The sequence below is a fragment of the Streptomyces sp. NPDC057854 genome (assembly GCF_042797055.1).
Lineage (GTDB): Bacteria > Actinomycetota > Actinomycetes > Streptomycetales > Streptomycetaceae > Streptomyces.
In genome coordinates, this window is record NZ_JBHVMF010000015.1 from 168,996 (window position 1) to 192,957 (window position 23,962).

At 74.8% G+C, this 23,962-nt stretch carries 21 protein-coding genes; 6 read left to right on the plus strand and 15 right to left on the minus strand.

All coding sequences use genetic code 11. The features are described 5' to 3' along the window. Positions 1 to 41: 41 nt before the first annotated feature. Positions 42 to 983 (minus strand): NADP-dependent oxidoreductase, encoded by a 942-nt coding sequence (locus tag ACFVQZ_RS22355; protein ID WP_030497322.1) that lies wholly within the window; start codon positions 981 to 983, stop codon positions 42 to 44. Between the two features lie 226 nt (positions 984 to 1,209). Here ACFVQZ_RS22355 and ACFVQZ_RS22360 point away from each other — a divergent pair, with 226 nt between their 5' ends. Both ACFVQZ_RS22360 and ACFVQZ_RS22365 read left to right on the plus strand, forming a co-directional pair. Beyond that, positions 1,210 to 2,766, plus strand: a complete 1,557-nt coding sequence (locus ACFVQZ_RS22360) for a PstS family phosphate ABC transporter substrate-binding protein (RefSeq protein ID WP_383625198.1) — start codon at positions 1,210 to 1,212, stop codon at positions 2,764 to 2,766. 60 nt (positions 2,767 to 2,826) lie between these two features. Next, a complete protein-coding gene (locus ACFVQZ_RS22365; RefSeq protein WP_030497324.1) occupies positions 2,827 to 4,797 on the plus strand; it encodes a serine/threonine-protein kinase in 1,971 nt (656 codons plus the stop codon). Here the strand turns inward: ACFVQZ_RS22365 and ACFVQZ_RS22370 are convergent. Then, positions 4,782 to 5,714 carry a LysR substrate-binding domain-containing protein gene (locus tag ACFVQZ_RS22370; RefSeq protein WP_383625202.1) on the minus strand — a complete coding sequence of 311 codons (933 nt, stop codon included), beginning with the start codon at positions 5,712 to 5,714 and terminating at the stop codon, positions 4,782 to 4,784. The genes ACFVQZ_RS22365 and ACFVQZ_RS22370 overlap by 16 nt on opposite strands. Positions 5,715 to 5,809: 95 nt before the next feature. Here ACFVQZ_RS22370 and ACFVQZ_RS22375 point away from each other — a divergent pair, with 95 nt between their 5' ends. Beyond that, positions 5,810 to 6,640, plus strand: coding sequence for an oxidoreductase (locus ACFVQZ_RS22375; protein ID WP_030497326.1), 831 nt, complete (start codon positions 5,810 to 5,812; stop codon positions 6,638 to 6,640). An 80-nt stretch (positions 6,641 to 6,720) separates the two neighbouring features. Here the strand turns inward: ACFVQZ_RS22375 and ACFVQZ_RS22380 are convergent, their stop codons facing one another. After that, positions 6,721 to 8,004 (minus strand): adenylosuccinate synthase, encoded by a 1,284-nt coding sequence (locus ACFVQZ_RS22380; protein ID WP_030497327.1) that lies wholly within the window; start codon positions 8,002 to 8,004, stop codon positions 6,721 to 6,723. Between the two features lie 142 nt (positions 8,005 to 8,146). Between ACFVQZ_RS22380 and ACFVQZ_RS22385 the strand changes: the two genes are divergently transcribed. Further along, positions 8,147 to 8,986, plus strand: coding sequence for a diacylglycerol kinase (locus ACFVQZ_RS22385; protein ID WP_383625206.1), 840 nt, complete (start codon positions 8,147 to 8,149; stop codon positions 8,984 to 8,986). Here ACFVQZ_RS22385 and ACFVQZ_RS22390 read toward each other — a convergent pair. Continuing rightward, positions 8,977 to 9,486: a GbsR/MarR family transcriptional regulator gene (locus ACFVQZ_RS22390; protein WP_383625209.1), complete on the minus strand. Its 510-nt coding sequence runs from the start codon at positions 9,484 to 9,486 to the stop codon at positions 8,977 to 8,979. The genes ACFVQZ_RS22385 and ACFVQZ_RS22390 overlap by 10 nt on opposite strands. 92 nt (positions 9,487 to 9,578) lie before the next feature. On the opposite strand from ACFVQZ_RS22390, the gene ACFVQZ_RS22395 reads away from it, so the two are divergent. Both ACFVQZ_RS22395 and ACFVQZ_RS22400 read left to right on the plus strand, forming a co-directional pair. Next, positions 9,579 to 10,496: an ATP-binding cassette domain-containing protein gene (locus ACFVQZ_RS22395; protein ID WP_383625212.1), complete on the plus strand. Its 918-nt coding sequence runs from the start codon at positions 9,579 to 9,581 to the stop codon at positions 10,494 to 10,496. After that, entirely contained in the window at positions 10,493 to 12,061 is a 1,569-nt protein-coding gene (locus tag ACFVQZ_RS22400) for an ABC transporter permease (RefSeq protein WP_383625215.1), read from the plus strand. Before ACFVQZ_RS22395 ends, ACFVQZ_RS22400 begins: the two co-directional genes overlap by 4 nt. Positions 12,062 to 12,066: 5 nt before the next feature. Here the strand turns inward: ACFVQZ_RS22400 and ACFVQZ_RS22405 are convergent, their stop codons facing one another. The 11 genes from ACFVQZ_RS22405 to fbaA form a co-directional block, all read right to left on the minus strand. Beyond that, on the minus strand, positions 12,067 to 13,269 hold the full coding sequence (locus tag ACFVQZ_RS22405; protein ID WP_383625280.1) for a cytochrome P450: 1,203 nt from the start codon (positions 13,267 to 13,269) through the stop codon (positions 12,067 to 12,069). A 19-nt stretch (positions 13,270 to 13,288) separates the two neighbouring features. Then, positions 13,289 to 13,951, minus strand: a complete 663-nt coding sequence (locus tag ACFVQZ_RS22410) for a response regulator transcription factor (RefSeq protein ID WP_030497333.1) — start codon at positions 13,949 to 13,951, stop codon at positions 13,289 to 13,291. Continuing rightward, positions 13,948 to 15,294 carry a sensor histidine kinase gene (locus tag ACFVQZ_RS22415; RefSeq protein WP_383625220.1) on the minus strand — a complete coding sequence of 449 codons (1,347 nt, stop codon included), beginning with the start codon at positions 15,292 to 15,294 and terminating at the stop codon, positions 13,948 to 13,950. The genes ACFVQZ_RS22410 and ACFVQZ_RS22415 overlap by 4 nt, the downstream gene beginning before the upstream one ends. Positions 15,295 to 15,398: 104 nt before the next feature. Then, entirely contained in the window at positions 15,399 to 16,268 is an 870-nt protein-coding gene (locus ACFVQZ_RS22420) for an alpha/beta hydrolase family protein (protein ID WP_383625223.1), read from the minus strand. A gap of 149 nt (positions 16,269 to 16,417) precedes the next feature. Continuing rightward, positions 16,418 to 17,620 (minus strand): kynureninase, encoded by a 1,203-nt coding sequence (gene kynU, locus ACFVQZ_RS22425; RefSeq protein WP_383625226.1) that lies wholly within the window; start codon positions 17,618 to 17,620, stop codon positions 16,418 to 16,420. Next, a complete protein-coding gene (locus ACFVQZ_RS22430; RefSeq protein ID WP_383625228.1) occupies positions 17,613 to 18,476 on the minus strand; it encodes a tryptophan 2,3-dioxygenase family protein in 864 nt (287 codons plus the stop codon). The genes kynU and ACFVQZ_RS22430 overlap by 8 nt, the downstream gene beginning before the upstream one ends. Positions 18,477 to 18,608: 132 nt before the next feature. Beyond that, complete coding sequence (locus ACFVQZ_RS22435) at positions 18,609 to 19,406, minus strand: DUF3152 domain-containing protein (RefSeq protein WP_107645523.1); 798 nt, start codon at positions 19,404 to 19,406, stop codon at positions 18,609 to 18,611. A gap of 187 nt (positions 19,407 to 19,593) precedes the next feature. Then, positions 19,594 to 20,007, minus strand: a complete 414-nt coding sequence (locus ACFVQZ_RS22440; RefSeq protein ID WP_030497339.1) for a DUF3151 domain-containing protein — start codon at positions 20,005 to 20,007, stop codon at positions 19,594 to 19,596. A gap of 29 nt (positions 20,008 to 20,036) precedes the next feature. Further along, positions 20,037 to 21,494 (minus strand): MFS transporter, encoded by a 1,458-nt coding sequence (locus ACFVQZ_RS22445; protein ID WP_383625232.1) that lies wholly within the window; start codon positions 21,492 to 21,494, stop codon positions 20,037 to 20,039. A 37-nt stretch (positions 21,495 to 21,531) separates the two neighbouring features. Then, positions 21,532 to 22,704: a MalY/PatB family protein gene (locus tag ACFVQZ_RS22450; RefSeq protein ID WP_383625235.1), complete on the minus strand. Its 1,173-nt coding sequence runs from the start codon at positions 22,702 to 22,704 to the stop codon at positions 21,532 to 21,534. 72 nt (positions 22,705 to 22,776) lie between these two features. Next, complete coding sequence (fbaA, locus tag ACFVQZ_RS22455) at positions 22,777 to 23,799, minus strand: class II fructose-bisphosphate aldolase (RefSeq protein WP_030497342.1); 1,023 nt, start codon at positions 23,797 to 23,799, stop codon at positions 22,777 to 22,779. Between the last annotated feature and the right edge of the window lie 163 nt (positions 23,800 to 23,962).

A 23,962-nucleotide genomic window follows, 5' to 3' on the forward strand; every position in this document is an offset into this window, starting at 1 on the left:
CCGAAACCGCGCGGTTTTCCTTCCCGTTCCCTCCCCGGCCGTCAGATCATCAGCACGATCCGGCCCGGCCGGCGGCCCTCCTCCGCGCGCCGGTGCGCCTCCGGCGCCTGCTCCAGCGGCAGCACGTCCGCGACCCGGGTCGCCAGGCCGCCCGCGGCGACGAGTTCGAGCAGCTCCTTCAGGCGGGCCGCGTCCGGGCGGCCGACCACCGTGTCGACCCGGACGCCCCGCTCGGCCACCGGCATCCGCTCACCGGAGGCGGACACGAAGACACCGCCGTCCTTCACCGCGGGCAGCAGCGGATCGGCGATCAGCGCCGTGTCGAGGACGCCGTCCACCCGGTCCGGCGCGAAGCCCAGCACCCCGGTGATCACGTCCTCCGGAGCCCCGCGGTCCACCACCCCGTCGGCGCCGAGGACCCGCAGCTCGTGCGCGTCGCCCGGGTTGCCGAGGGCGATCACCCGGAGCCCGGCCCGCGCCGCCAGCTGCACCGCGTACCGGCCCACCACCCCGCTCGCGCCCGTGACCAGCAGGGTCGCGCCCTCCGGCAGCGCCAGCAGGTCCAGCGCCTGCGCGGCGGTCAGCGCGGACAGCGGCAGCGAGGCCGCCGCCGTGAAGTCCACCTCGTCCGGGACCGGCGCCAGCCAGGCCGGCTCCGCCAGGATGACCTCCGCGTACGTCCCCGCACCGGTCGCCTCCGCCACCCAGGGCACGAAACCGGCCACGCGGGTGCCCTCCGGCAGGCCCGGCGCCGGGTCCGCCAGGACCCCGGCGAAGTCGTAGCCGAGCACGAACGGCGGGGCCAGCGGGCCCAGCGCCGCCGCCAGCCGGCCCGAGCGGATCTTGAGGTCCGCCTGGTTCACGCCGGCGGCCTTCAGCCGCACCCGGACCCGGCCCGGGGCGTCCGCCGGGTCCGGCTCGGGCCGGCGGGCCGCGGCCAGGACCTCGGGTCCGCCGTAGGCGGTCACTTCGACGACACGCATGGGGTTCCTCCTCCGGAAGGGCCCCCTCACGGTCATTACATCCACGCCTCTCCGGGCCAGGCAACCGCTGTCCGCCCACCCGGACGACCCCGCCCCGCCGCCCCCCGGAGCAGGTCCCCGATGTCCCCCGGCGCCCCCGACGGCCCCGCTGAACGCGCGGCGAAATCCACGTGTCCGGCCGCTACGCCACCCCCGCGCTCGCACACCCGTCCGTACCGTCCCGGCCATGGAGTGGATAACCGCCGAGAACGTGGTCGCCGTCACCACCGCCCTCCTCGGCGTCCTCGTCTCGGTCGGCGCCGTCTGGATCGACCGCTTCAAGCCGCAGCGCAAGCGGCTCGGCTACCGCGTGCAGCTGAACACCCCGCTGCACAAGGAGGGCGACGACCAGGACGGCGGCGTGATGACCCTCCACGACGGCGAGGTGCTGGGCAGCGCCGCCGCCGGCGCCACCCTCGTCCTGCTCCGCATCGAGAACGACCGCGACCTCGACATCAGCCTCGACGACTACGGCGTCACCGCCCCCGACCACGCCCTCCGCATCACCTTCGGCGCCCCGCCGGTGACCGTCCGGGGCGTCGTCGCCACCGTCCCGCCCGGCCGGCACGCCGTCCGCGACGACCTCGACAGCGCCCCCCGGCTCGGCCGCAGCGGCAACGCCGTCCTCGTCCCCCGCGTCGCCCTGGAGACCGGCCAGTACTTCAAGCTCCTCGTCCAGCTCTCCGGCCCCGTCGCCGACCGCGACATCAAGGTGCACGGCACCCTCGCCGGCGGCTCCATCCGCCGCAACCGCTCCACCACCCCCGACGACCAGGCCGGCCGGTTCTCCCCCGCCGCCCGCTCCGTCACCGTCGTCCTCACCGCCTGCGTCGTCGCCCTCGCCGCGCTCATCGTCCGCGAACAGGCCCCGCCGCCCATCGGCTGCGCCCGCGGTGACCTCATCGTCACCGGCTCCACCGCCTTCGCGCCGGTCGTCCGCGAGGTGGCCGCCGCCTATCAGAAGGACTGCGCCGGCGCCCGGATCACCGTCGACGCCGACGGCTCCACCTCCGGCGTCCGCGACCTCGCCGAGACCGGCGCCCGGAGCGAGGGCTCCCCCGCCGTCGTCGCCCTCTCCGACGGGCCCGGCCCGGGCGGCCACCCCCAGCTGCGCGCCCACATGGTCGCCGTCTCGCTGTTCACCGTCGTCACCCACGACTCCGTCCCGGTCCGCTCCCTCACCCTGGAGCAGATCCGCTCCCTCTACCGCGGCGACGTCACCCGCTGGAACCAGCTCACCGGCCCCGGCCTCCCCCCGGACCTCCCCGACCTGCCCGTCCTGCTGGTCAGCCGGGACGCGAACTCCGGCACCCGCGAGGTCTTCCAGCGCCGGGTCCTCGGCCGCAACGAGCCCGCCAACTCCTCACGCGACTGCGCCACCGTCGACGACCCGGAGGCACGCGTCGTCCGCTGCGAACTCGACTCCACCGCCCAGGTGCTGGCCACCGTCGCCCGCCTCCCCGGCGCCCTCGGCTACGCCGAACTCGGCGCCGTCGCCGCCGCGAAGGGCGTGCACCGCGTCGACCTCGACGGCCGCGGCCCGGTCCTCGACGAACTGGGCGCCTCCCCGTACCCGTACCGGGAGATCGAGTACGCCTACACCTGGGGCGACCCGCCGAGCGACTCCCTCACCGCGAGCTTCCTCGCCTACCTCGCGCGCGGCCGGGGCCAGGACATCGCGCGCGCCCGCGGACACCTGCCGTGCGCGACCCCGAAGGGCCTGCGGATCTGCGGGGAAGGCTGACACCGGACCGTGACCCGGACCGCGACCGGGGGCTGCGCGGGTCTGGCATCCTCTTGCCACGTGGAGCCATTGAACGCGGAAGACCCGGTCAGCATCGGCCCGTTCCGGATCGTCGGCCGGCTCGGGGCCGGCGGCATGGGCCGGGTGTTCCTCGCGCGTTCGGCCGGCGGACGGACCGTCGCCGTGAAGGTCGTGCACGCCGAACTCGCCGCCCAGGACGAGTTCCGGCGCCGCTTCGCCCGCGAGGTCGAGGCGCTGGAGCGGGTCGGCGGCACCGGCACCGCGCCCGTCCTCGGCTCGGACACCGACGCCGCCTCCCCCTGGGTGGCCATCGGGTACGTCCCCGGGCCGTCGCTGCGCACGGTCGTCGGCGACGAGTACGGGCCGCTGCCGCCCGCGACCGTCCGGGCGCTCGGCTCCGGGCTCGGCCGGGCCCTCGACCACATCCACGCGGCCGGGCTCGTCCACCGCGACCTCAAGCCGTCCAACGTGCTGCTGACCGTCGACGGCCCCCGGATCATCGACTTCGGCATCGCCCGGGCCGTGGACACCGTCACCGACGGCGGGCTCACCAGCACCGGCGCCGTCGTCGGCTCCCCCGGCTTCATGTCGCCCGAGCAGGTGCGCGGCGAACGGCTCGGCCCCGCCTCCGACGTCTTCTGCCTGGGGTCGGTCCTCGCGTACGCGGCGACCGGCCGCTCGCCGTTCGGCACCTCCGACAGCGGGGTGCACGCGCTGATGTTCCGGATCGCGCACGACGAGCCGGACCTGACCGGTGTGGCGCCCGAGCTGACCGGGCTGATCCGGGCCTGTCTCGCGAAGGACCCGGCGGCCCGGCCGACGGCGGCCGAGATCGCCGGGACGCTGCCGTTCCCCGACCCGTGGCTGCCGGCCGACGTGCTGGTCCGGCTCGGCCGGCACGCGGCGCGGCTCCTGGAGGCGGAGAGCGCGGCGGGCGCCCGGGACACGGCCGGACAGGAGGGCGGCCCGGACGGCGGACAGCCCGGCGGACAGACCGGCGGACAGTCCGGCGGCCGGGCCGGCGACCGTACGCGGGGCGGCGCGGGTCCCGGCGACGCGACGGCCGGCCCGGCCGCCCCCGCCCCCGCCCCGGAGCCGGGTCCGGAGCGCCCGGCCCCCCGGACCCGGCGGCGGGTGCTGACGGCCGCGCTGGCGGCCGTCGCGGTGGCCGCCGCGGCCGGGATCGGCTACGCCTTCTGGCCACTCGGCGGCCCGGGCACGGGCACCGGCGGCGACGGCAGGGCGACCGGCTCCGGCACCGTCTCCGCACGGCCCGCCGGGGCGGTGCCCGCCGTCTTCCTCGGCGCGTGGGAGGGCGTCCTCCAGGGCAGCCCGGAGATCCCGCGCGAGACGATCCGGATCGAGCTGGTGCAGGGTGCGCCGGGCGCGAAGACCGCCGTCTACACGCACGTCGGCGACAACCGGCTGTGCATGGGCCGCTCGCGGCTGGTCTCCGCCGACGAGGACAAGGTGGTCCTCGGCGAGTCGGACGTGACGACCAGCGTGCCGCCGCAGCGGTGCCTGGCCGCCGCGCACCAGACCCTCACCCTGCGCTCCCCCGAGGTCCTGGAGTGGTCCTCGGGCACCGCGAAGGCCACCTTCCACAAGGCGCGCACCGGGTCGGAGGTCCTGCCCGCGAAGTACCTGGGCCGCTGGCGGATGAAGCCGCTGGTCGAAGGCCCGGAGGCGGACCGCTACACCGACGAGGTGACGATCACCCAGGGGGCGGTCGGCGCGACGGTGTTCCGCGCGACGAACGTCTACCCGCGGACGGACGACGAGGGCAACACGCTGGCAGACTCGGTCAACTGCACCCGGACGGCGATCCTGGCGAGCTCGACGCCCCCGTACGTCCTGGGGCCGATGACCCTGGAGCCCGGCGGGGACTCCGAGTGCGTGAGCGACCACCTGGGCAGCTACATGGTCCTGACGACGTACAAGGGCGAGGAGATCCTTCAGGTCTACCCGATGGCGGACACGGAGCCGGGCGAGTATCACCGGCTCGACTGAGGGGCGGGCCTCCGGGTGGAGCGGACGACGGCCGCGGCGGCGCGGGCGTAGTCGCGGACGAGGGCGCGGGTGTCGCCGGCGCGCCAGGCGAGGGCGAAGCTGCTGGGCGGCACCCCGCGGACCGGGCGGGTGACGACGCCGTCGCGGGCGATCAGGGGCGTGTTTCCGGTGGCGACGAGGCAGATCCCGAGGCCGTCGACCAGCGCCTCGTACGTCTCGTCGGCGCTGGCGATCACCCCGCCGATCACCGGCGGCCGGCCGTCCCGGCAGTCGGTGGCCAGCCAGTAGTCGCGCAGTTCGGGGCCGGTGTCGGGCAGGGCGAGGAACGGTTCGTCGAGGAGTTCGGCGAAGTCCAGGACGTCGCGGGCGGCCAGCCGGTGCCCGGCGGGCAGGGCGACGAGCCGGGGTTCGGTGGCGACGACGACCCAGCGGAAGCGTGCGGCGCCGGGCAGCGGCAGCCAGACGAACGCGAGGTCGCTGCCGCCGTCGGCGAGACCGGCCGTGGGGTCCTCCCAGCCGACCTGCCGCAGCCGGAGCCGGGCCGCCGGGTGGGTCCCGGTGAAGCGGGAGCGGATCGCCGGCAGGAGGCCGTCGCGGCTGGGGCTGGTGCTCATCCCGACGGTGAGGGTGCCGTCCGCGGCCTCCCGGGCGCGGCGCACGGCCCCGGCGGCCTCCTCCCAGGCGGCGAGCACGGTGCGGGCGTGGGGCAGCAGGGCCTCGCCGACCGGGGTGAGGGCGACGCCGTGGCGGTCGCGGTCGAAGAGCGGCGCCCCGAGCTGCCGCTCCAGCGCCCGTATCTGCTTGCTGAGCGCGGGCTGGGACACGTAGAGGCGCTCGGCGGCCCGGGTGAAGTGCAGTTCCTCGGCGACGGCGAGGAAGTACCTGAGGTCGCGGCCGTGGACATCCTTCTCGGTCATGCCTCCTGGCTATCACGACAGATCTTGGACGCCCAACTCTCCTGCCGGGCAGGCTTGTTGTCACACGGAGGACATGACCGAGGGGAGAAGCGGCGATGAGCAGGGTCTGGCTGGTCACGGGTGCCAACAGCGGTTTCGGGCGGGCGTTCACGGAGGCGGCGGTCGCCGCCGGGGACGTGGTCGTCGCCGCCGCGCGCCGCACGGAGACCCTGGACGACCTGGTCGCCGCCCACCCGGACCAGGTCGACCCGGTCGCCCTGGACGTGACGGACGCGGCGGCGGTCGAGCGGGTCGTGGCGGGGGTCGTGGAGCGGCACGGCCGGATCGACGTCCTGGTCAACAACGCGGGCCGCACCCACGTCGGCTCGGTCGAGGAGACCTCCGACGAGGAGCTGCGCTCGCTCTTCGACGTGCACGTCTTCGGGCCGGCGGCCCTGACCCGTGCCGTCCTGCCGCACATGCGGGCCCGCCGCTCGGGGGCGATCGTGCAGCTCAGCAGCGTCGGCGGGCAGATGTCGATGGCCGGGTTCGGCGCGTACAGCGCGACGAAGTTCGCCCTGGAGGGCATGTCCGAGGCGCTGGCCGCCGAGGTCCGTCCGCTCGGCATCGACGTCCTCATCGTGGAGCCGGGCGCCTTCCGCACCAGCCTCTTCGGCAACCGCAGCCTGAGCGGCGACGGGATCGCCGACTACGCCGAGACCGTCGGTGCCACCCGCGCGTACGTCGAGACCGGCGACGGCGGCCAGGCGGGCGACCCGGCGAAGGCGGCCCGCGCGGTGCTGGCGGCCCTGGACGCCGACGAGACCCCGCTGCGGCTCGCGCTGGGCGACGACGCGATCGACACCATCCACGCCCACCTGGACCAGGTCCGCGCGGACCTGACCGCCTGGGACAAGGTCGGCCGGGACACGAAGCTGGACGCCTGAGCGAGAACGCGGAGGGCCCGCACCCCTGCGCCGAGGGCCCGCACCCCCGGGGGGTGCGGGCCCTCCGGCCGTGCGGGTCCTTACAGGAAGGAGTTGATCTCGATGGTCTCGGTGCGGCCGGGGCCGACGCCGATGGCGGAGATCGGGGCGCCGGACATCTCCTCCAGCGCCTTCACGTAGTTCTGCGCGTTCTTCGGGAGGTCCGCGAAGGTCTTGGCCTTCGTGATGTCCTCCGACCAGCCGGGCAGGGTCTCGTAGATCGGCTTCGCGTGGTGGAAGTCGGTCTGCGAGTAGGGCAGCTCCTCGACGCGCTTGCCGTCGATCTCGTACGCGACGCAGACCGGGATCTGCTCCCAGCCGGTCAGCACGTCCAGCTTGGTGAGGAAGAAGTCGGTCAGGCCGTTGACGCGGGTGGCGTAGCGGGCGATGACCGCGTCGAACCAGCCGCAGCGGCGGTCGCGGCCGGTGGTGACGCCGCGCTCGCCGCCGATGCGGCGCAGCGCCTCGCCGTCCTCGTCGAACAGCTCGGTCGGGAACGGGCCGGCGCCGACGCGGGTGGTGTACGCCTTGAGGATGCCGATGACCCGGTTGATCTTCGTCGGGCCGACGCCGGCGCCGGTGCAGGCACCGCCGGCGGTCGGGTTCGAGGAGGTGACGAAGGGGTACGTGCCGTGGTCCACGTCCAGGAGGGTGCCCTGGCCGCCCTCGAAGAGGACGACCTTGCCCTCGTCGATGGCGTTGTTGAGGATCAGGGTGGTGTCGGCGACGTACGGCTTGATCTGGTCGGCGTACTGGAGCATCTCCTCGACGATCCGGCCGGACTCGATCGCGCGGCGGTTGAAGACCTTGGCGAGGAGCTGGTTCTTCTGCTCCAGGGCCGCTTCGACCTTCTGGGTGAGGATCGACTCGTCGTACAGGTCCTGGACCCGGATGCCGACGCGGTTGATCTTGTCGGCGTAGGTGGGGCCGATGCCGCGGCCGGTGGTGCCGATCTTGCGCTTGCCGAGGAACCGTTCCGTCACCTTGTCGAGGGTGACGTTGTACGGGGTGATCAGGTGCGCGTTGCCGCTGATGAGCAGCTTGGACGTGTCGACGCCGCGCTCGTTCAGCCCGCTCAGCTCGGAGAGCAGGACCGCGGGGTCGACGACGACGCCGTTGCCGATGACCGGGGTGCACCCCGGCGAGAGGATTCCGGAGGGGAGGAGGTGGAGCGCGTACTTCTGGTCGCCGACGACGACCGTGTGGCCGGCGTTGTTGCCGCCCTGGTAACGCACCACGTAGTCCACGGAGCCGCCGAGCAGGTCGGTGGCCTTTCCCTTGCCCTCGTCACCCCACTGAGCACCGAGCAGCACAAGTGCGGGCACAGGCGTACACCCCTTCCGGAGGGGGCATTCCAAGGTCAGGGGGCCTACGCCGCCTCACCGGTGTGCCCCGGAATAGACGAAGCCCCTGGCGCAATAGCGCAAGGGGCTCTTGCACAAAGAGACTACCCGAGGAAGGACCGAGGTGTCGGATCACGACCAGCTGCTGGTCATCGTCGACCCGGTCGCCCGCCGAAGTGACGGCGAGTCCGTACGGATCGCGAAGGATGTCCTGTCCGCGGGCGCGGAAGCGAAGATCTGCCTGCCGGACTCCCCCGAGGAATTCTCCCGTGCCCTGTCCCGGCGCGGCTCCCGCCGCCCCGTGGTGCTCGGCGACGACCGGGCGCTGCTGCGCGCGGTGGCCCTGCTGCACCGGGACCGGGCGCCGCTCGCGCTGGTCCCGATCGGTCCGCCGGACGCGCTGGAGGTCGCGTACGGGCTCGGCGTGCCGCGCTCGGCGGTGACGGCGGCCCGGACGGTGCTGGACGGTGCGGTGCGGAGCCTGGACCTGCTGGTGGACGACAGCGACGGGGTGGTGCTGGGCGATCTGCGGCTGCCCGCGCTGCCCGCGCCCGCCGCCGGCAGCGCGCCGTCCGTCTGGGGGACCTGCCGGTCGCTGGTCCGCACCCTGGTCCGGCCGGCCGTGCCGCCGGTGCCGTCGGTGCCGGTGCACCGGCTGCGGGTGGAGGCGGACGGGGTGCTGCTCGCGGACGTGGACGCGCCGGTGCGGGCGGTGACGGCCCGCCCGGCGGACGGCGGCGGCGGTACGGCGGAGGTGAGCGTGCTCCCGGCGGGGCCGGCCGGTGCGCCGCGCCGGGTGGTCGCGGGCACCCTGACGGTGTCCGGCCCGGACTTCCGCTACCGCGCCGACGGGCGGGTGACGGGCCCGGTGCGGCGCCGCACCTGGACGGTCCGCGCGGCCGGCTGGGGCCTGACGCTGCCGCGCGAGCCGGTGCCGGCGGTGGAGGCCCGGCCTCAGTCCTGAGCGGCCCGCTCGGCCCGGCGGGCCTTCCAGCGCTCGGTCATGGAGGCCAGTTCCTCCCGGAGGAAGGCGAAGAAGTCGGCGGACTCGGCCGCGCGGGCGCCGGCGGTGCTGCCGGGGCCGAGGGTGGCGGCGCCGTCGCGGAGGACCTTCTCCCAGCGGACCAGGATCTGGTCGCGGCGGGTGAAGGTCTCGTACCAGACCTCGTCGTGGAGGACGTACCGCTCGCGCCGGGTGCCGGGTTCGCGCTCGCGGGCGACCATGCCGACGTGGGTGAGGTAGCGGACGGCGCCGGAGACGGCGGCGGGGCTGATCCTGAGCTGGTCGGCGAGTTCCGCCGAGGTCAGCGAGGCCGTCTCGGAGGCGAGGAGCGCGGCGAAGACCCGGGAGGCCATGCGCTGCATGCCCGCCTCGGTCATCTCGGCGGCGAAGCGCTCCACGAACCGGGACACGGCCTCCTGATCGCCTCCCTGACCGTTTCCTTGGTCGCTGCTGCTGGTCATGGCGTCATCGTCTCCCTCGTTCGCCCCTCGCCTCCGACTTTATACGGATCCTTAACTTCACAAATTTGTGAAAGAAGCGTACGTTCCGAAGCATGACGAACGCCCTCAGCGTCACCGGACTCCACAAGTCGTTCGGCCGCACCCACGCCCTCGACGGACTCGACCTCACCGTCGCCACCGGCGAGGTCCACGGCTTCCTCGGCCCCAACGGCGCCGGCAAGTCCACCGCGCTCCGCGTCCTCCTCGGACTACTGCGCGCCGACTCCGGGACCGTCCGGCTGCTCGGCGGCGACCCGTGGACCGATGCCGTCGCCCTGCACCGGCGCCTCGCGTACGTCCCCGGCGACGTCACCCTCTGGCGCAACCTCTCCGGCGGCGAGGTGATCGACCTGTACGGGCGGCTGCGCGGCGGCGGCCTCGACCCGGCCCGCCGCGCGGAGCTCGTCGAGCGCTTCGAGCTCGACCCCACCAAGAAGGGCCGCACCTACTCCAAGGGCAACCGGCAGAAGGTCGCCCTCGTCGCCGCCTTCGCCTCCGACGCCGAACTCCTCCTCCTCGACGAGCCCACCAGCGGCCTCGACCCGCTGATGGAGGAGGTCTTCCAGGACTGCGTCCGCGAGGCCCGCGACCGGGGCCGCACCGTGCTGCTCTCCAGCCACATCCTCAGCGAGGTCGAGACCCTCTGCGACCGGGTCTCCATCGTCCGCAGGGGCCGCACCGTCGAGTCCGGCTCGCTCGCCGAGCTGCGCCACCTCACCCGCACCAGTGTCACCGCCGAACTCGCCGCCGTCCCCGACGGCCTGGACCGTCTCGCCGGCGTGCACGACCTGCGCGCCGAGGGCCGCAGGGTCCGCCTCCAGGTCGACACCGACAAGCTCGACCCGGTCCTCGCCGCCCTGCTCGCCGCCGGCGTCCGCTCCCTCACCAGCACCCCGCCCACGCTGGAGGAGCTGTTCCTCCGCCACTACTCCGACGACGCCGCCGGCGCGGACGCGGAGGCGGCCTCGTGACCGCGCTCGCCGGCACCGGCACCCTCACCCGGCTCGCGCTCCGCCGCGACCGCCTGGCCCTCCCCCTGTGGGCCCTGGTCGCCGGCGGCCTCGTCGCCATCGGCCCCGGCTCCCTCGGCGGGCTGTACGACACGGCCGCCGCCCGCGCCGAACTCGCCGCCTCCATGACCGCCAACGGCTCGATGCGCTCCCTCTACGGGCCGGTCTTCGCCGACTCGCTCGGCGGGCTCGTCGCCTGGCGCTTCGGCACCTTCGCCGCCGTCCTCGCCGCCGTCGCCTCGCTGGTCACCGTCGTCCGGCACACCCGAGAGGAGGAGGAGACGGGCCGCCAGGAACTGCTCTCGGCCGGCGCGGTCGGCCGCCGCGCGCCGCTCACCGCCGCGCTGCTCGCCGCGCTCGCCCTCAACGCCGCCGCCGCGCTCCTCGTCGTCGCCGGACTGGCCGGGCAGGGCCTCGCCGGGGCGGTCGCGCTCGGTCTCGCCGTCGGCGGCACCGGCATGGTCTTCGCGACCGCCGCCGCGCTCGCCGCGCAGCTCACCGAGAGCGCCCGGCTCGCCAAGGGCCTCGCCGGCGGCGCCCTCGGCCTGGCGTTCGCGCTCCGTGCGGCGGGCGACTCCGGTGACGCCTCCGGGGACTCCGTCCTCACCTGGCTCTCCCCGCTCGGCTGGGCCGAGAACATCCGCGCCTACGGCGGCGAACGCTGGTGGGTCCCGCTGCTGGTCGCCGCCGTGGTGCTGGCCCAGACGGCCCTCGCGTACGGGCTCGCCGCCCGCCGGGACGTCGGCGCCTCCTTCCTCGCCACCCGGCCCGGCCCCGCGACCGGCCGGCTCGGCTCCGCCGGGGCGCTGGCCCTGCGGCTCCAGCGCGGCGCGCTGCTCGGCTGGGGGCTCGGCTTCCTCCTCGGCGGGCTCGTCTTCGGCGGCATGGCCGAGGGGGCGGCGGAGCTGGTCGGCGACAACGAGAGGACGCGCGAGATCTTCGCGCGGATGGGCGGGCAGACCGCGCTCACCGACGCCTTCCTCGCCACGATGGTCTCGCTGCTGGGGATGCTCGCCGGGCTGTACGCGGTCGGCGCGGTGCTGCGGGCCCACACCGAGGAGACCTCCGGGCGCGCCGAACCGCTCCTCGCGGGCTCCCTGGGGCGGCTGCGCTGGGCGGCCGGCCACCTCGTGCCCGCCTTCACGGGCCCCGCGCTGGTCCTCGCCCTGGGCGGCCTCGGCCTGGGCCTGTCGTACGGGCGGGACCTCGGCCCGCTGCTGGGCGCCGCGCTCGCCCAGCTCCCGGCCGTCTGGACGCTCGCCGCGGTGGCGGTCCTGCTGTGGGGCGCCGTGCCCGCGGCAGCGGGGGCCGGCTGGGGCGCGGCGGGGCTGTGCCTGGCGCTCGGCTGGGTGGGCCCGGCGCTGGACCTGCCCCGGGCGGTCCTGGACGTGTCCCCGTACGCACACCTGCCGAAGCTGCCGGGCGGCGATCCCGCGTGGCTGCCGCCGCTCCTGCTGACGGGCCTGGCGGCGGTGCTGACGGCGGCCGGGCTGGTGGCGCTGCGCCGGCGCGACCTCCGGGTCTGACCGGCTCAGACCTCCACGAGCAGCGCCTCGAAGCCGCGGATCACGTAGCCGGGTCTCCGGACGGGGTCCGCGGCGAGCCGCAGACCCGGCGCCTGCCGCAGCAACTCGGCCAGGATCGCGCCGAGTTCGAGGCGGGCCAGCGGGGCGCCGAGGCAGTAGTGGACGCCGGCGCCGAAGCTGAGGTGGGGGTTGGGGGCGCGGGTGAGGTCGAGGGCGTCGGCGGTGGGGCCGAAGGCGGCCGGGTCGCGGTTGGCGGAGCCGAAGAGGAGCGCGACCTCCGCGCCGCGCGGGATGACGGTCCCGCCGAGCTCGATGTCGTCGAGGACCCAGCGCTCGAACATCTGGAGCGGTGTGTCGTGGCGGAGCAGTTCATCCACAGCTGTGGACAACTTTTCGGGATCCGGGAACGGGGCCCACTTCCCGTGCCGCAGCAGCGTCCACACCCCGCCGGTCGCGGTGTTCACCGTCGCCTCGTGGCCGGCGTTCAGCAGCAGCACACAGGTGGAGATCATCTCCTGCTCGGTCAGCTCCCCGACCCCGATCAGCGCCGAGATCAGGTCGTCGCCCGGGTCCGACCGGCGGCGCGCGATCAGCTCCCGCAGGTAGTCCGAGAACTCCACGGACGCGCGGACCGCCCGCCGGGCCGTCTCCTCCGACGGGTTCGGCTCGAACATCCCGCAGATCGCCGCCGACCACGGCCGCAGCATCGCCCGCTCCTCGTCCTCCTCCGGGACGCCGAGCATCGCGGCGATCACCGCGACCGGCAGGGGTTCGGCGACCGCCGCCTGGAGGTCGCCGCCGCCCGCCGCGACCAGCTCCCCGACCAGGCCGGCGGCCAGCTCCCGTACCGTCGGGGCCAGCCGCTCCACCGTCCGCGGGGTGAACGCCTTCGACACCAGCCGCCGGATCCGGGTGTGGTCGGCGCCCTCCAGGTCGAGCAGCCCGTGGTCGTTGAGGGTGTGGAAGGGCTCGTGCCGCGGGTCGGGCGCCGGCCGGCCGAACTCCTCGTGGCCGAAGCGGTGGGTGTACGCGCGCCCCAGCCGCCGGTCCCGCAGCAGCGCCGACACGTCGGCGTGGTGCGGGACCAGCCACTGGCGGGTCGGCCCGTACCAGTGCGCCCGGCCGCCCTCCCGCAGCGCGGCGTACGCGGGGTACGGGTCGGCGACGAACTCCGGGGACCAGGGGTCGAAGGCGGCGACGGCGTCCATGGCGTCCATGCCCGGGACGCTACCGCCCGACCTGCACCAGCCGCGCCTCGTACGCGAAGACCGCCGCCTGTGTCCGGTCGCGCAGGCCCAGCTTCACCAGGATCCGGCTGACGTGCGTCTTGATCGTCGACTCGGCGACGACGAGGTGCGCGGCGATCTCCTGGTTGGACAGGCCCTGCGCGATGAGCACCAGGACCTCCGTCTCCCGCTCGGTGAGTTCGCCGATCTGCGCGACGGCGGGCGCCTTCGGCGCGGTGTCGGCGGCCCGCGCGAACTCGGTGATGAGCCGCTTCGTCACGGTCGGCGCGAGCAGCGCCTCGCCGGCCGCAACGACCCGGACGCCCTCGGCGAGCTGCCGCGCGGAGGCGTCCTTGAGCAGGAAGCCGGACGCGCCGGCGCGCAGCGCCTGGTACACGTACTCGTCGAGGTCGAAGGTGGTCAGCACGAGCACCTTGGCGTCCGCGTCGGCGGCGACGATCTCCCGGGTGGCGTCGATGCCGTTCAGCTCCGGCATCCGGATGTCCATGAGGACGACGTCCGGACGGAGGGCCGCGACCTGCGCGACCGCCTCCCGGCCGTTGACGGCCTCGCCGACGACCTCGATGTCGGGCATCGCGCCGAGCAGCACGGAGAAGCCCTCGCGGACCATGGCCTGGTCGTCGACGATCAGCACCCGGATCACGGCGCGTCCCCTTCCCGCTGGGCCGGGACCTCCCGCTGCACGGGGACGAACACGGCGACCTCGTACCCGCCGTCCTCGGCCGGCCCGTCGGTCATCTCGCCGCCGAGCATGGCGACCCGCTCCCGCATGCCGGTGAGGCCGTGGCCGGCGCCGGGCGACGGCTTCACCAGGCCGCGCGCCGGGCCGTTGGCGATCCGCAGGCCGAGGCCGCCGAGGACGTGGCTGACCTCGACCTTCGCGGGCGCGCCGGGCGCGTGCCGCAGCACGTTCGACAGCGCCTCCTGGACGATCCGGTACGCGGACAGCTCCACGCCCTGCGGCAGCTCGCGGACCGCGCCGGTCACCGTCATGGTCACGTCGAGCCCGGCCTCGCGGACGTTGGCGACGAGCCCGTCGAGGTCGGCGAGGGTCGGCTGGGGGGCGTCGGGGGCCTCGTAGTCCTCGGCGCGGACGACGCCGAGGATCCGGCGCAGCTCGGTGAGGGCGGCGACCGCGTTCTCCCTGATGGTGCGGAACGCCTGCTCCAGCTCCGGCGGCGGGTTCTCCACCCGGTAGGGCGCGGCCTCGGCCTGGATGGCGACCACCGACATGTGGTGGGCGACGACGTCGTGGAGTTCGCGGGCGATGGTGGTCCGCTCTTCGAGGAGGGTCCGCTTGGACCGCTCGACGGCGGTGACGGTCTGCTGGGCGGTGACCTCGCGCGCGGCCTGGCGGCGGATCTGGAAGGTCGCCACGGCCAGCAGGAAGAGGGCGGAGAAGAACAGCATCTCGGCGCCGTTGGAGCCGTATCCGCTGCTCATGGCCAGGAAGAAGGAGGTGAAGGTGGCGTACGCGGCGGTGATGAGCCACATCCAGGCGGCGGTCCGGGGCCCGGTCCGCAGGGCGACGATCACCAGGACGAAGAGGTGGGCGGCGAACGAGTTCGGCGCCCAGGGCCAGCCGTCGTACCCGGTCAGGTAGGCGACGAAGGGCGTCGAGCCGATCGACAGCCAGAAGGCGGGCGCGGTGCGCAGCAGGGTGAGGAGGACGGCGGCCGTCGGCAGCACGCAGGCGACGAAGGCGACCGGGCCGACGCTGCCGTGGATGTTGTCGAAGCCGAGGAGGAAGGTCACCGCGGCGAGGAAGCCGACGGCCGCGTGCGGCAGCAGCCCGGCGTGCGGGCGCAGCCGCCGGGGCAGGAAGCGCAGGACGGGGCTGTCCGGGGCGAGGCGGGGCAGCGGGCGGTAGCCGAGGGCGTCGCCGGCGAGGTCGTCGCGCAGACCGCCGAGCGCGTCCAGCGTCATGCGGAGCTCGGGGCTGCGGCTGCCCGGGTCGGAGGTCTGTGTCGGGTTCACGCCGTCCACGGTACGGAAGGCCCCGGGACGCCCGCGTCCCGCTGGATGCGGATCCCGGGGCGTCCCCCTTGAGTACTACGCGGGTCCCGGCGGTCCCTGCGGTCCCGGCGGGCTCAGAACGCGAGCTGCGCGATCTCCTCCGCGACGACCACGCAGGCGTCCGCCGCCGGGTCGATCAGCGGGAAGTGGCCGACGTCCTCCAGCAGCGTCAGGCCGACCGTCTCGCCGGCCTTGGCCGCCGCCTCCACGAAGGCGTCGGCGACGTCGGCGGGGACGACGACGTCCTCCCGGCCCTGGACGAGGGCGGTGGCGATGCCGGTGGGCAGCAGCCGCGCCGGGTCGGTGGCGGCGGCCCGCTCGCCGTACGCCGTCTCGCCGCCGAGCAGCTGGGTGACGGCGCCGCCGCAGACGTCCAGCTCGCGGGCGCGCGCGAAGTGCCCGATGGGGGCGAGGGCGACGACGCCGCGCAGCGCGGGCGGTTCGGGCAGCCGCCAGGGGGAGCCGGCCGGGAGGACGTGCCGGGCGGCGGCCCACAGCGCGAGGTGGCCGCCGGCCGAGTGGCCCGTGAGGACGGTGCGGTGCGGGTCGGCGGCGGGCAGGTGGCCGGCGGCGAGGTCCGGCAGCGCGTCGAGGGCGGCGGCCACGTCGTCGAAGGTCTCCGGCCAGCGGCCGGCGACGGGGGCCGCGCCGCCCTGGTGGGGCAGGCCGGGGCCGCGCCGGTACTCGACGCTGGCGACGGCGAAGCCGCGGCGGGCGAGGAAGTCCGCGAAGGGGCTGACGTGCCGGCGGTCGTAGGGGGCGCGCCAGGCGCCGCCGTGCAGGACGACGACGAGCGGGGCGCGGCCGGCGCCGGTGCGGGGGGCGTAGAAGTCGACCAGCTGGTCGGGGTGTTCGCCGTACGCGGCGGTGGCGTCGGGCGGGACGGCCGGGTGCGAGAAGGCCGATGCCTCTTCGGCGGCGTCGCGCGCGGCGGGGTCCGGCATGGGGGGTTCCAACCTCTCGGTGACGGGGCCGTGTCGGCCTGACCTGCGGGGACCGTATCAGGGTCCGGGCCCCGCAGATCAGGTGAAGATCCGACCTGACGACCGGTCACCGGCGTTGCGCCGAGGGTCAGTCGGTGATCAGCCGAGAATCAGTCGCCCGGCCGCTCGGCGAGCACGTCGGCGAGGATCCGGGCCGCGCGCTCGGTGTCGGCGAAGCCGACGTACAGCGGGGTGAAGCCGAAGCGGAGGACGTCCGGCCGGCGCAGGTCGCCGACCACGCCGCGCGCGATCAGCTCGGGCATGACGGCGGGCGCGTCGGCGCAGGCCAGCGCGACCTGGCTGCCGCGCTCGGCGTGCCGCTCGGGGGTGACGGGGGTGACCCGGCCCTCCGGGACGTACGCCCGCACGCACTCCAGGAAGAAGTCCGTGAGGGCGAGGGACTTGGCGCGGACGTCCTCGACCGCCACCCCGTCCCACACGTCCAGCGCCGCCTCCAGGGCCAGCATGGACAGGATGTCCGGGGTGCCGACGCGGCCCCGGACGGCGCCGTCGGCGGCCCGGTAGCCGGGGGTCATGCCGAAGGGGTCGGCGTGCGAGGTCCAGCCGGGCAGCGGCGAGTCGAAGCGGTCCTGGTGGCGTGCGGCGACGTACAGGTAGGCGGGCGAACCGGGGCCGCCGTTGAGGTACTTGTACGTGCAGCCGACCGCGAGGTCGACGCCGTGCGCGTCGAGGCCGACGGGCAGCGCGCCGGCGCTGTGGCACAGGTCCCACACGGCCAGGGCGCCCGCCGCGTGGAGGGCGGCGGTGGTGCCCGGCAGGTCGTGGAGGCGGCCGGTGCGGTAGTCGACGTGGTTGACGAGCGCGAGGGCCGTCCGGCCGTTCGCGGCGGCGGGGATGTCGGCGGGGTCGAGGGCCACGATCCGGTGACCGGTCATCCGCGCCGCGGACTCGGCGATGTACCCGTCCGTGGGAAAGGTCGACGCGTCCACCAGGATCTCGTCGCGTCCCTCCCCGGAGAGCCGGGCCGCGGCGACGACCGCCTTGAAGACGTTCACGCTGGTCGAGTCGCCGGCCACGATCTGTCCGGCGGCGGCGCCGACGAGCGGCGCGATCCGGTCGCCGATCCGCTCGGGCGCGGTCCACCAGCCGGACTCGTCCCAGGAGCGGATCCGCAGCTCGCCCCACTCGCGGCCGATGACGTCGGCCATCCGGGCGGGGACGTGGGCGGGGAGCGCGCCGAGCGAGTTGCCGTCCAGGTAGACGGTCGCGTCGTCGAGGGCGAACTTGGCGCGGTGGCCGGCGAGCGGGTCGGCGGCGTCGAGCTCTCGGGCTCGCTCGTACAGGTCAGACATGGCTGCGGGCCGTCCAGAGCTCGGGGAACACGTTCTTCTGCGCGCGCTTCTCCAGCCAGGCGACGCCGGCGGAGCCGCCGGTGCCGGTCTTGGCGCCCATCGCGCGGCGGGTCGCCACCAGGTGGTCGTTGCGCCAGCGCCAGACCAGTTCGGCGACGTCGCTCAGCGCCTCGCCGAGGCGGACCAGCTCCGCGTGCTCCTCGGGGGCCGCGTACAGCTCCGCCCACACGGCCTCGACCTGCGGCGACGGCTCGTACCTGCGGGTGAGGTCGCGGGAGAGGACGGACGGCTGGACGGGCAGGCCGCGGCGGGCGAGGAAGCCCAGCACCTCGTCGTACAGGCTGGGCTCGTGCAGCGCCTTCTCCAGCTCGGCGTGGACGCGGGGCGCGCCCCGGTGCGGGACGAGCATGGACGCGGACTTCTCGCCGAGCAGGAACTCCATGCGGCGGTACATCGCCGACTGGAAGCCGGAGCCCTCGCCGAGGGCGCCGCGGTAGGAGTTGAACTGGGCGGGGGTGAGCTGGGCGAGCGGGCGCCAGGAGTGGTTGAGCGCCTCCAGCTCGCGCACCGACCGCTTCAGCGCGTCGACGGCGACCGGCAGCCGGTCCTCGCGCAGCGCGCGGCTGGCGGTCTCCCACTCGTGGACGATGACGGTGAACCACAGCTCCATGACCTGGGTGGTGACGAGGAAGACCATCTCGCCGGGGTCGTCGGAGCGGAGGTGCTGGAGGTGGGTGAGGACGTCCGCCTGGACGTAGTCCTCGTAGGGTGTGGTGCCCGCGAAGTCGAGGTTGGGCGTCGCCTCGGACGCCTGGTCGGCCGCGGTGGAATCCGGAGAACCCGGGAAGAGTGACATCGCTGTCTCCTCGTGACGGACTACCGGGTAGCGGTCCGCTCGACCGTGCGTCCGTCCGCTGTGCGCGGCGGGCGGCACGGGAGCCCCGGTCCCCTCAGGAGGCGTGCTGCGTCGCCCGCCGTCCCAAGCGCATCATGACACGATCGGACCGGTGATGTAGACCCCGTCTTCGTCATACGGAAACGCGTTCGAACGGCAGCCGTTGAGGCCCTTGATCTGCTGCATCATCGCGGGCGCGAGCTTCCCGGGGCCGCCGCAGCCCATGTGCTGCCGGATGCCGATCTCGTGCCCGACCTCGTGGTTGATGATCAGGTGCCGGTACTCCTGCGGGCTGCCCGCGAAGGTCGGCGAGCCCAGCATCCACCGCTTGAGGTTCACCACGACCCCCTCGGTGGTCTCGCAGTTCAGCTCGCCGTGGGTGTCGAGGCCCTGCCGGGCGCAGAGCGCGTCGGCCGTGTCGGGGGTGGCGATCCGGATGACGAAGTCGGCGTCCGACTCGACCAGCTGGAAACGCCCCCGGCCGTGCGCGGCCCAGCTCCGCGGATGGGCCAGGATCCGCTCGATCTCGGCGGCGGTCTCCCGGGCCGACAGGTCGACGCCCTGCTCGACCTGCACCCGGTACCGGCGCAGCGTGCCGCTGTCCCCGGTGACCGTGCCGGAGGCGGACGCGGTGGTGAAGGTGCCCCGGCCGGACCGCGGGACGGTCACGGACCGCTTCACGGTCGCCGTCGGCGTCGGCCTCACCGTGGCCTTCGCCTTCGCCGTGGGCTTGACGGTGGGCTTCGCCGTGGGCTTCGGCGGGTCCGTACGGGCCGGGGGCGGGGAGGCCGTCGCCGGCGCCCCGGCCGCCGGGGGACCCAGCGCGTCGGTCCGCTCCCCCTCGCTCCCGAAGTGCGCGAGCGCGACGCCCGCGCCGAGCGAGACGCCCATCAGGACGAGCGTCGACAGGACGAGCCGCCCGCGGCGTGTGACACGCGTCCCTCCGCGGCGGCTCCTCCCGGTATGTCGGTTCTGCCGGCGCCTGGCCGGCGCCCCCCGCTTGCCCACGACAGTCTCCCCCCCTGCTTCAGGCCGGTCCGGGGATCGTACCGGCCGGGGGATCCGGTCCCGGATCCGGTCAGCCGAGGGTGTCGGCCGCGGTCTCCGACGAGTCGCGCAGGAAGGTCGTGCAGCGCTCGTACTCGGCCTGCTCACCGATCTCCCCGGCCGCCCGCGCCAGCGCGTGCAGCGCCCGCAGGAAACCACGGTTCGGCTCGTGCTCCCACGGCACCGGGCCGTGGCCCTTCCAGCCGTTGCGCCGCAGCGCGTCCAGCGCCCGGTGGTAGCCGGTCCGGGCGTAGGCGTACGACTCCACCACGCGCCCCGCCTCGAACGCGTCGTCGGCGAGCTGCGCCCACGCCAGCGACGAGGTCGGGTACTTCGCGGCCACGTCCGCCGGAGCGGTGCCCTGCGCCAGCAGCTCGCGCGGCTCGGGCTCGTCGGGCAGCAGGGTGGGCGCCGGCCCACCCAACAAGTTCTCATGGATAGCCATCCCCCCAGTCTGCCGCACCCGCGCGGCCGTCAGCGCGTCCCGGTGCCGCCCGGGTCGAGCGGTGGGGCCGACACCCCGCAGTGGGTGCGGCACTCGGGGTGGCAGCCCGGCGCGGCCGGGGTCCGCATGGTGGTCCAGGCGAGCACCGCGCCCGCCACCAGCACCCCGGCGCAGATCGGCATCGCCCGGTCGAAGGTCGCGTCGAACTCGGCCGCCGACCGGTACGCCTCCGGCCCCATGCCCGTCAGCAGCGGCAGTGCCGCCACCGCGACGAGCCCGGCGGCCCGGGCCGCCGCGTTGTTCACCCCGCTCGCCAGGCCGGCCCGGGAGACCTCCACCGAGGCGAGCACGGTCGCGGTCAGCGGCGCCACCAGGGCCGTCATCCCCAGCCCCAGCACGAGCAGGGCCGGCAGCACGTCCCGTACGTACGAGGCGTCCGCGCCGGCCCGCGTCATCAGCAGCATCCCGGCGGCGCACAGCAGCGGCCCCACGGTCAGCGGGACGCGCGGCCCGATCCGGTCGCCCAGCTCGCCGGCCCGCGCCGAGAGCAGCAGCATGAGGACGGTGGTGGGCAGCAGCGCCGTGCCGGCGGCGAGCGCCGAGTAGCCGGAGACCACCTGGAGCTGGATCACGGCGAGGAAGAAGAAGCCGCCGAACGCCGCGTACACGCAGAGCGTCACCAGGTTCACGGCGGTGAAGAGCCGGGACCGGAAGATCGCCGGCGGCACCATCGCGGCCTCGCCCCGCCGCCGCTCCACCGCCACGAACGCCACCCCGGCGACCGCCCCCGCCACCGCCGGCCACCACACGCCGTCGATCAGCGCGTACGTGACGAGACCGAGCGCCGCCGCGCCGAGCACCGCCCCCAGCACGTCGAAGCGGCCGTGCGCGGTCTCGTCCCGGGACTCGGGCACGTGCCGCAGCGCGACCGGCACGCACAGCGCGGCGAGCGGCACGTTCAGCAGGAACACCCACCGCCAGCCCGGCCCGTCGACGAGCCAGCCGCCGACGAACGGCCCGACCGCCGCCCCCACCCCGCCGAAACCGGACCACAGGCCGACCGCCCGGGCCCGGTCGTCCGGGTGGAAGCTCGCCTGGATCAGCGCCAGCGACCCCGGGGTGAGCAGCGCCCCGCCGACGCCCTGGAGGGCGCGGGCGGCGATGAGGACGCCGGCGTTCGGGGCGAGCCCGCACAGCAGCGACGCCACGGCGAACCAGACGACGCCCACGACGAAGACCCGCCGCCGCCCGTACCGGTCGCCGAGCGAGCCGCCCAGCAGGATCAGCCCGGCCAGCGTCAGCATGTACGCGTTGACGGTCCACTGGAGCACCGCGAGGTCCGCGCCGAGGTCGGCGCCGATGTGCGGCAGCGCCACGTTGACGACGGTCGAGTCGAGCAGCGCCATCCCCGATCCGAGGACGGTGGTGAAGACGATCCACCGTCCCGTCCCGGAGGCCATCCGCACATCGGCACCGGTCCCGCTCATGCCTGCATGGTCCCGCTTTCCGGCGGGCCCTGCCTCCTCAGCCGCCGTCGGTCCGCAGCCGGGAGGCCGCCCTGACCAGCGCGTCCACGCCCCGTTCGGCCTTGGCGCGGGGGCAGCCGACGTTGAGCCGGACGAAGCCCGGGGTGCCGTAGACGGCGCCCGGCATGATCGCGACCTTCTCGGTCCGCACCAGCTCCTCCTGGAGCCGGTCGTCGTCGATGCCGAGCGGCCGGAGGTCGATCCAGGCGAGGTAGCCGGCCTGCGGCGGCGTCCACTCCAGGCCGGGCAGCCCCTCCGCGAGCCGTTCCGCGACCGTCGCCAGCGTGCCGGCGACGTAGCCGCGCAGCGCGTCCAGCCAGGGCGCGCCGTGCCGGTAGGCGGCGATGTGGGCGGTGAGCGAGAGGACCGCCGGGGAGGCGAGGCCCTCGCCGGTCTCCATCCGGCGGACGAACGCGGCCCGCTCCTCCGGGTCGCCGACGAAGCCGTACGAGCCGGAGAGCGCCGGGAAGTTGAACGCCTTGGTGCCGGAGGTGACGAGCGCCCAGCGGCGGTCGCCGGGCTCCGCGATCCGGGTCCACGGGATGTGCCGGAACCCGTCGGCGGTGAGGTCCGCGTGGATCTCGTCGCTGACGACGGGGACGCCGTACCGCCGGGCGAGCCCCGCGAACGCGGTCAGCTCGTCCTCCGTCCACACCCGTCCGGTGGGGTTGTGCGGGGAGCAGAGCAGCAGCATCGTGCTGTCCGGCCGGGCCAGCTCCCGCTCCAGCGCGCCGAGGTCGCCGGCCGGCACCCCGCGCAGTTCGCGGCCGAGCCCGGTGACGGCCTTGCGGAAGCCGTCGTAGGTGGGGGTGTGGGTGACGACGCCGTCGCCGGGCCGGGTCCACATCCGCAGCAGCTGGGAGACCTGGTTGAGCACGGACGGCGCGTAGACCAGCGCCTCGGTGTCGACGGCGGTGCCGTGCCGGGTCGCGTACCAGTGGCGTATCGCCTCCCGGAAGCCGTCGTCGCCGCCGAGCCGCCAGTCGGTGTAGCCGAAGACGCCGTGGTCGACGCGGGCGCGCAGCGCGTCGAGCACGTCGGGCGGCGAGGCGAAGTCCATGTCGGAGATGGTGAAGGGCAGCAGGCCGGGGACGCCGAAGCGGTCCGCGATCCCGTCCCACTGGACCGACCAGGTGCCCCGCCGGTCGCGTATCTCGTCGAAGTCGTACATCAGCGCCCTCTCCCGGGGACGCGAAGGGCCCGGCACCCTCGCACGGGGGTGCCGGGCCCTTCGGTCACGGCCTTACTTCAGCTTCTTGCCGGCCGAGCGCAGCGCCTCGCACGCCTCGGTGACGCGCGCGGCCATGCCGGCCTCGGCGAGCTTGCCCCAGGTGCGCGGGTCGTAGGTGGACTTCTTGCCCACCTCGCCGTCGACCTTCAGGACGCCGTCGTAGTTCTTGAACATGTGGTCCGCCACCGGACGCGTGAAGGCGTACTGGGTGTCGGTGTCGAGGTTCATCTTCACCACGCCGTTCTCGATGGCGGTGGCGATCTCCTCGGCGGTCGAGCCGGACCCGCCGTGGAAGACGAAGTCGAACGGGGACGCCTTGCCGAACTTCTCCGAGACGCCCGCCTGGAGGTCCTTGAGCAGCTCGGGGCGGAGGACGACGTTGCCCGGCTTGTAGACGCCGTGCACGTTGCCGAAGGAGGCGGCGAGCAGGTAGCGGCCCTTCTCGCCCAGGCCCAGCGCCTCGGCGGTGCGGATCGCGTCGTCGACGGAGGTGTACAGCTCGTCGTTGATCTCGTGGCTGACGCCGTCCTCCTCGCCGCCGGTCGGGGTGATCTCGACCTCGAGGATGATCTTGGCGGCGGCGGCCTTGGCCAGCAGCTCCTGGCCGATGGCCAGGTTGTCGGCCAGGGTCTCGGCGGAGCCGTCCCACATGTGCGACTGGAAGAGCGGGTCGCGGCCGGCCTTGACGCGCTCGGCGGAGATGTCGAGCAGCGGGCGGACGTAGCCGTCCAGCTTGTCCTTCGGGCAGTGGTCGGTGTGCAGCGCGACGGTGACGTCGTACTTCGCGGCGACGATGTGGGCGAACTCGGCCAGGGCGACGGCGCCCGTGACCATGTCCTTGCTGTACTGGCCGCCCAGGAACTCGGCGCCACCGGTCGAGATCTGGATGATGCCGTCGCTCTGGGCCTCGGCGAACCCGCGCAGCGCCGCGTGGAGGGTCTGGGACGAGGTCACGTTGATGGCCGGGTAGGCGAACTTGCCAGCCTTCGCCCGGTCGAGCATCTCGGCGTAGACCTCGGGGGTTGCGATGGGCATTCGTCCGCTCCTTGTGATGTGCGGGTGTGGGCGTTGCTTTGTCCCTGACCTAGGGGCGACGTCATCGTCGGTGCCATCTTTCCAGACTCTTGTGCGGGCTCCCACGGGCGGCGCATGCCGAAGGGCGGGGTGTTTCACGTGAAACACCCCGCCCTTCGGGAAA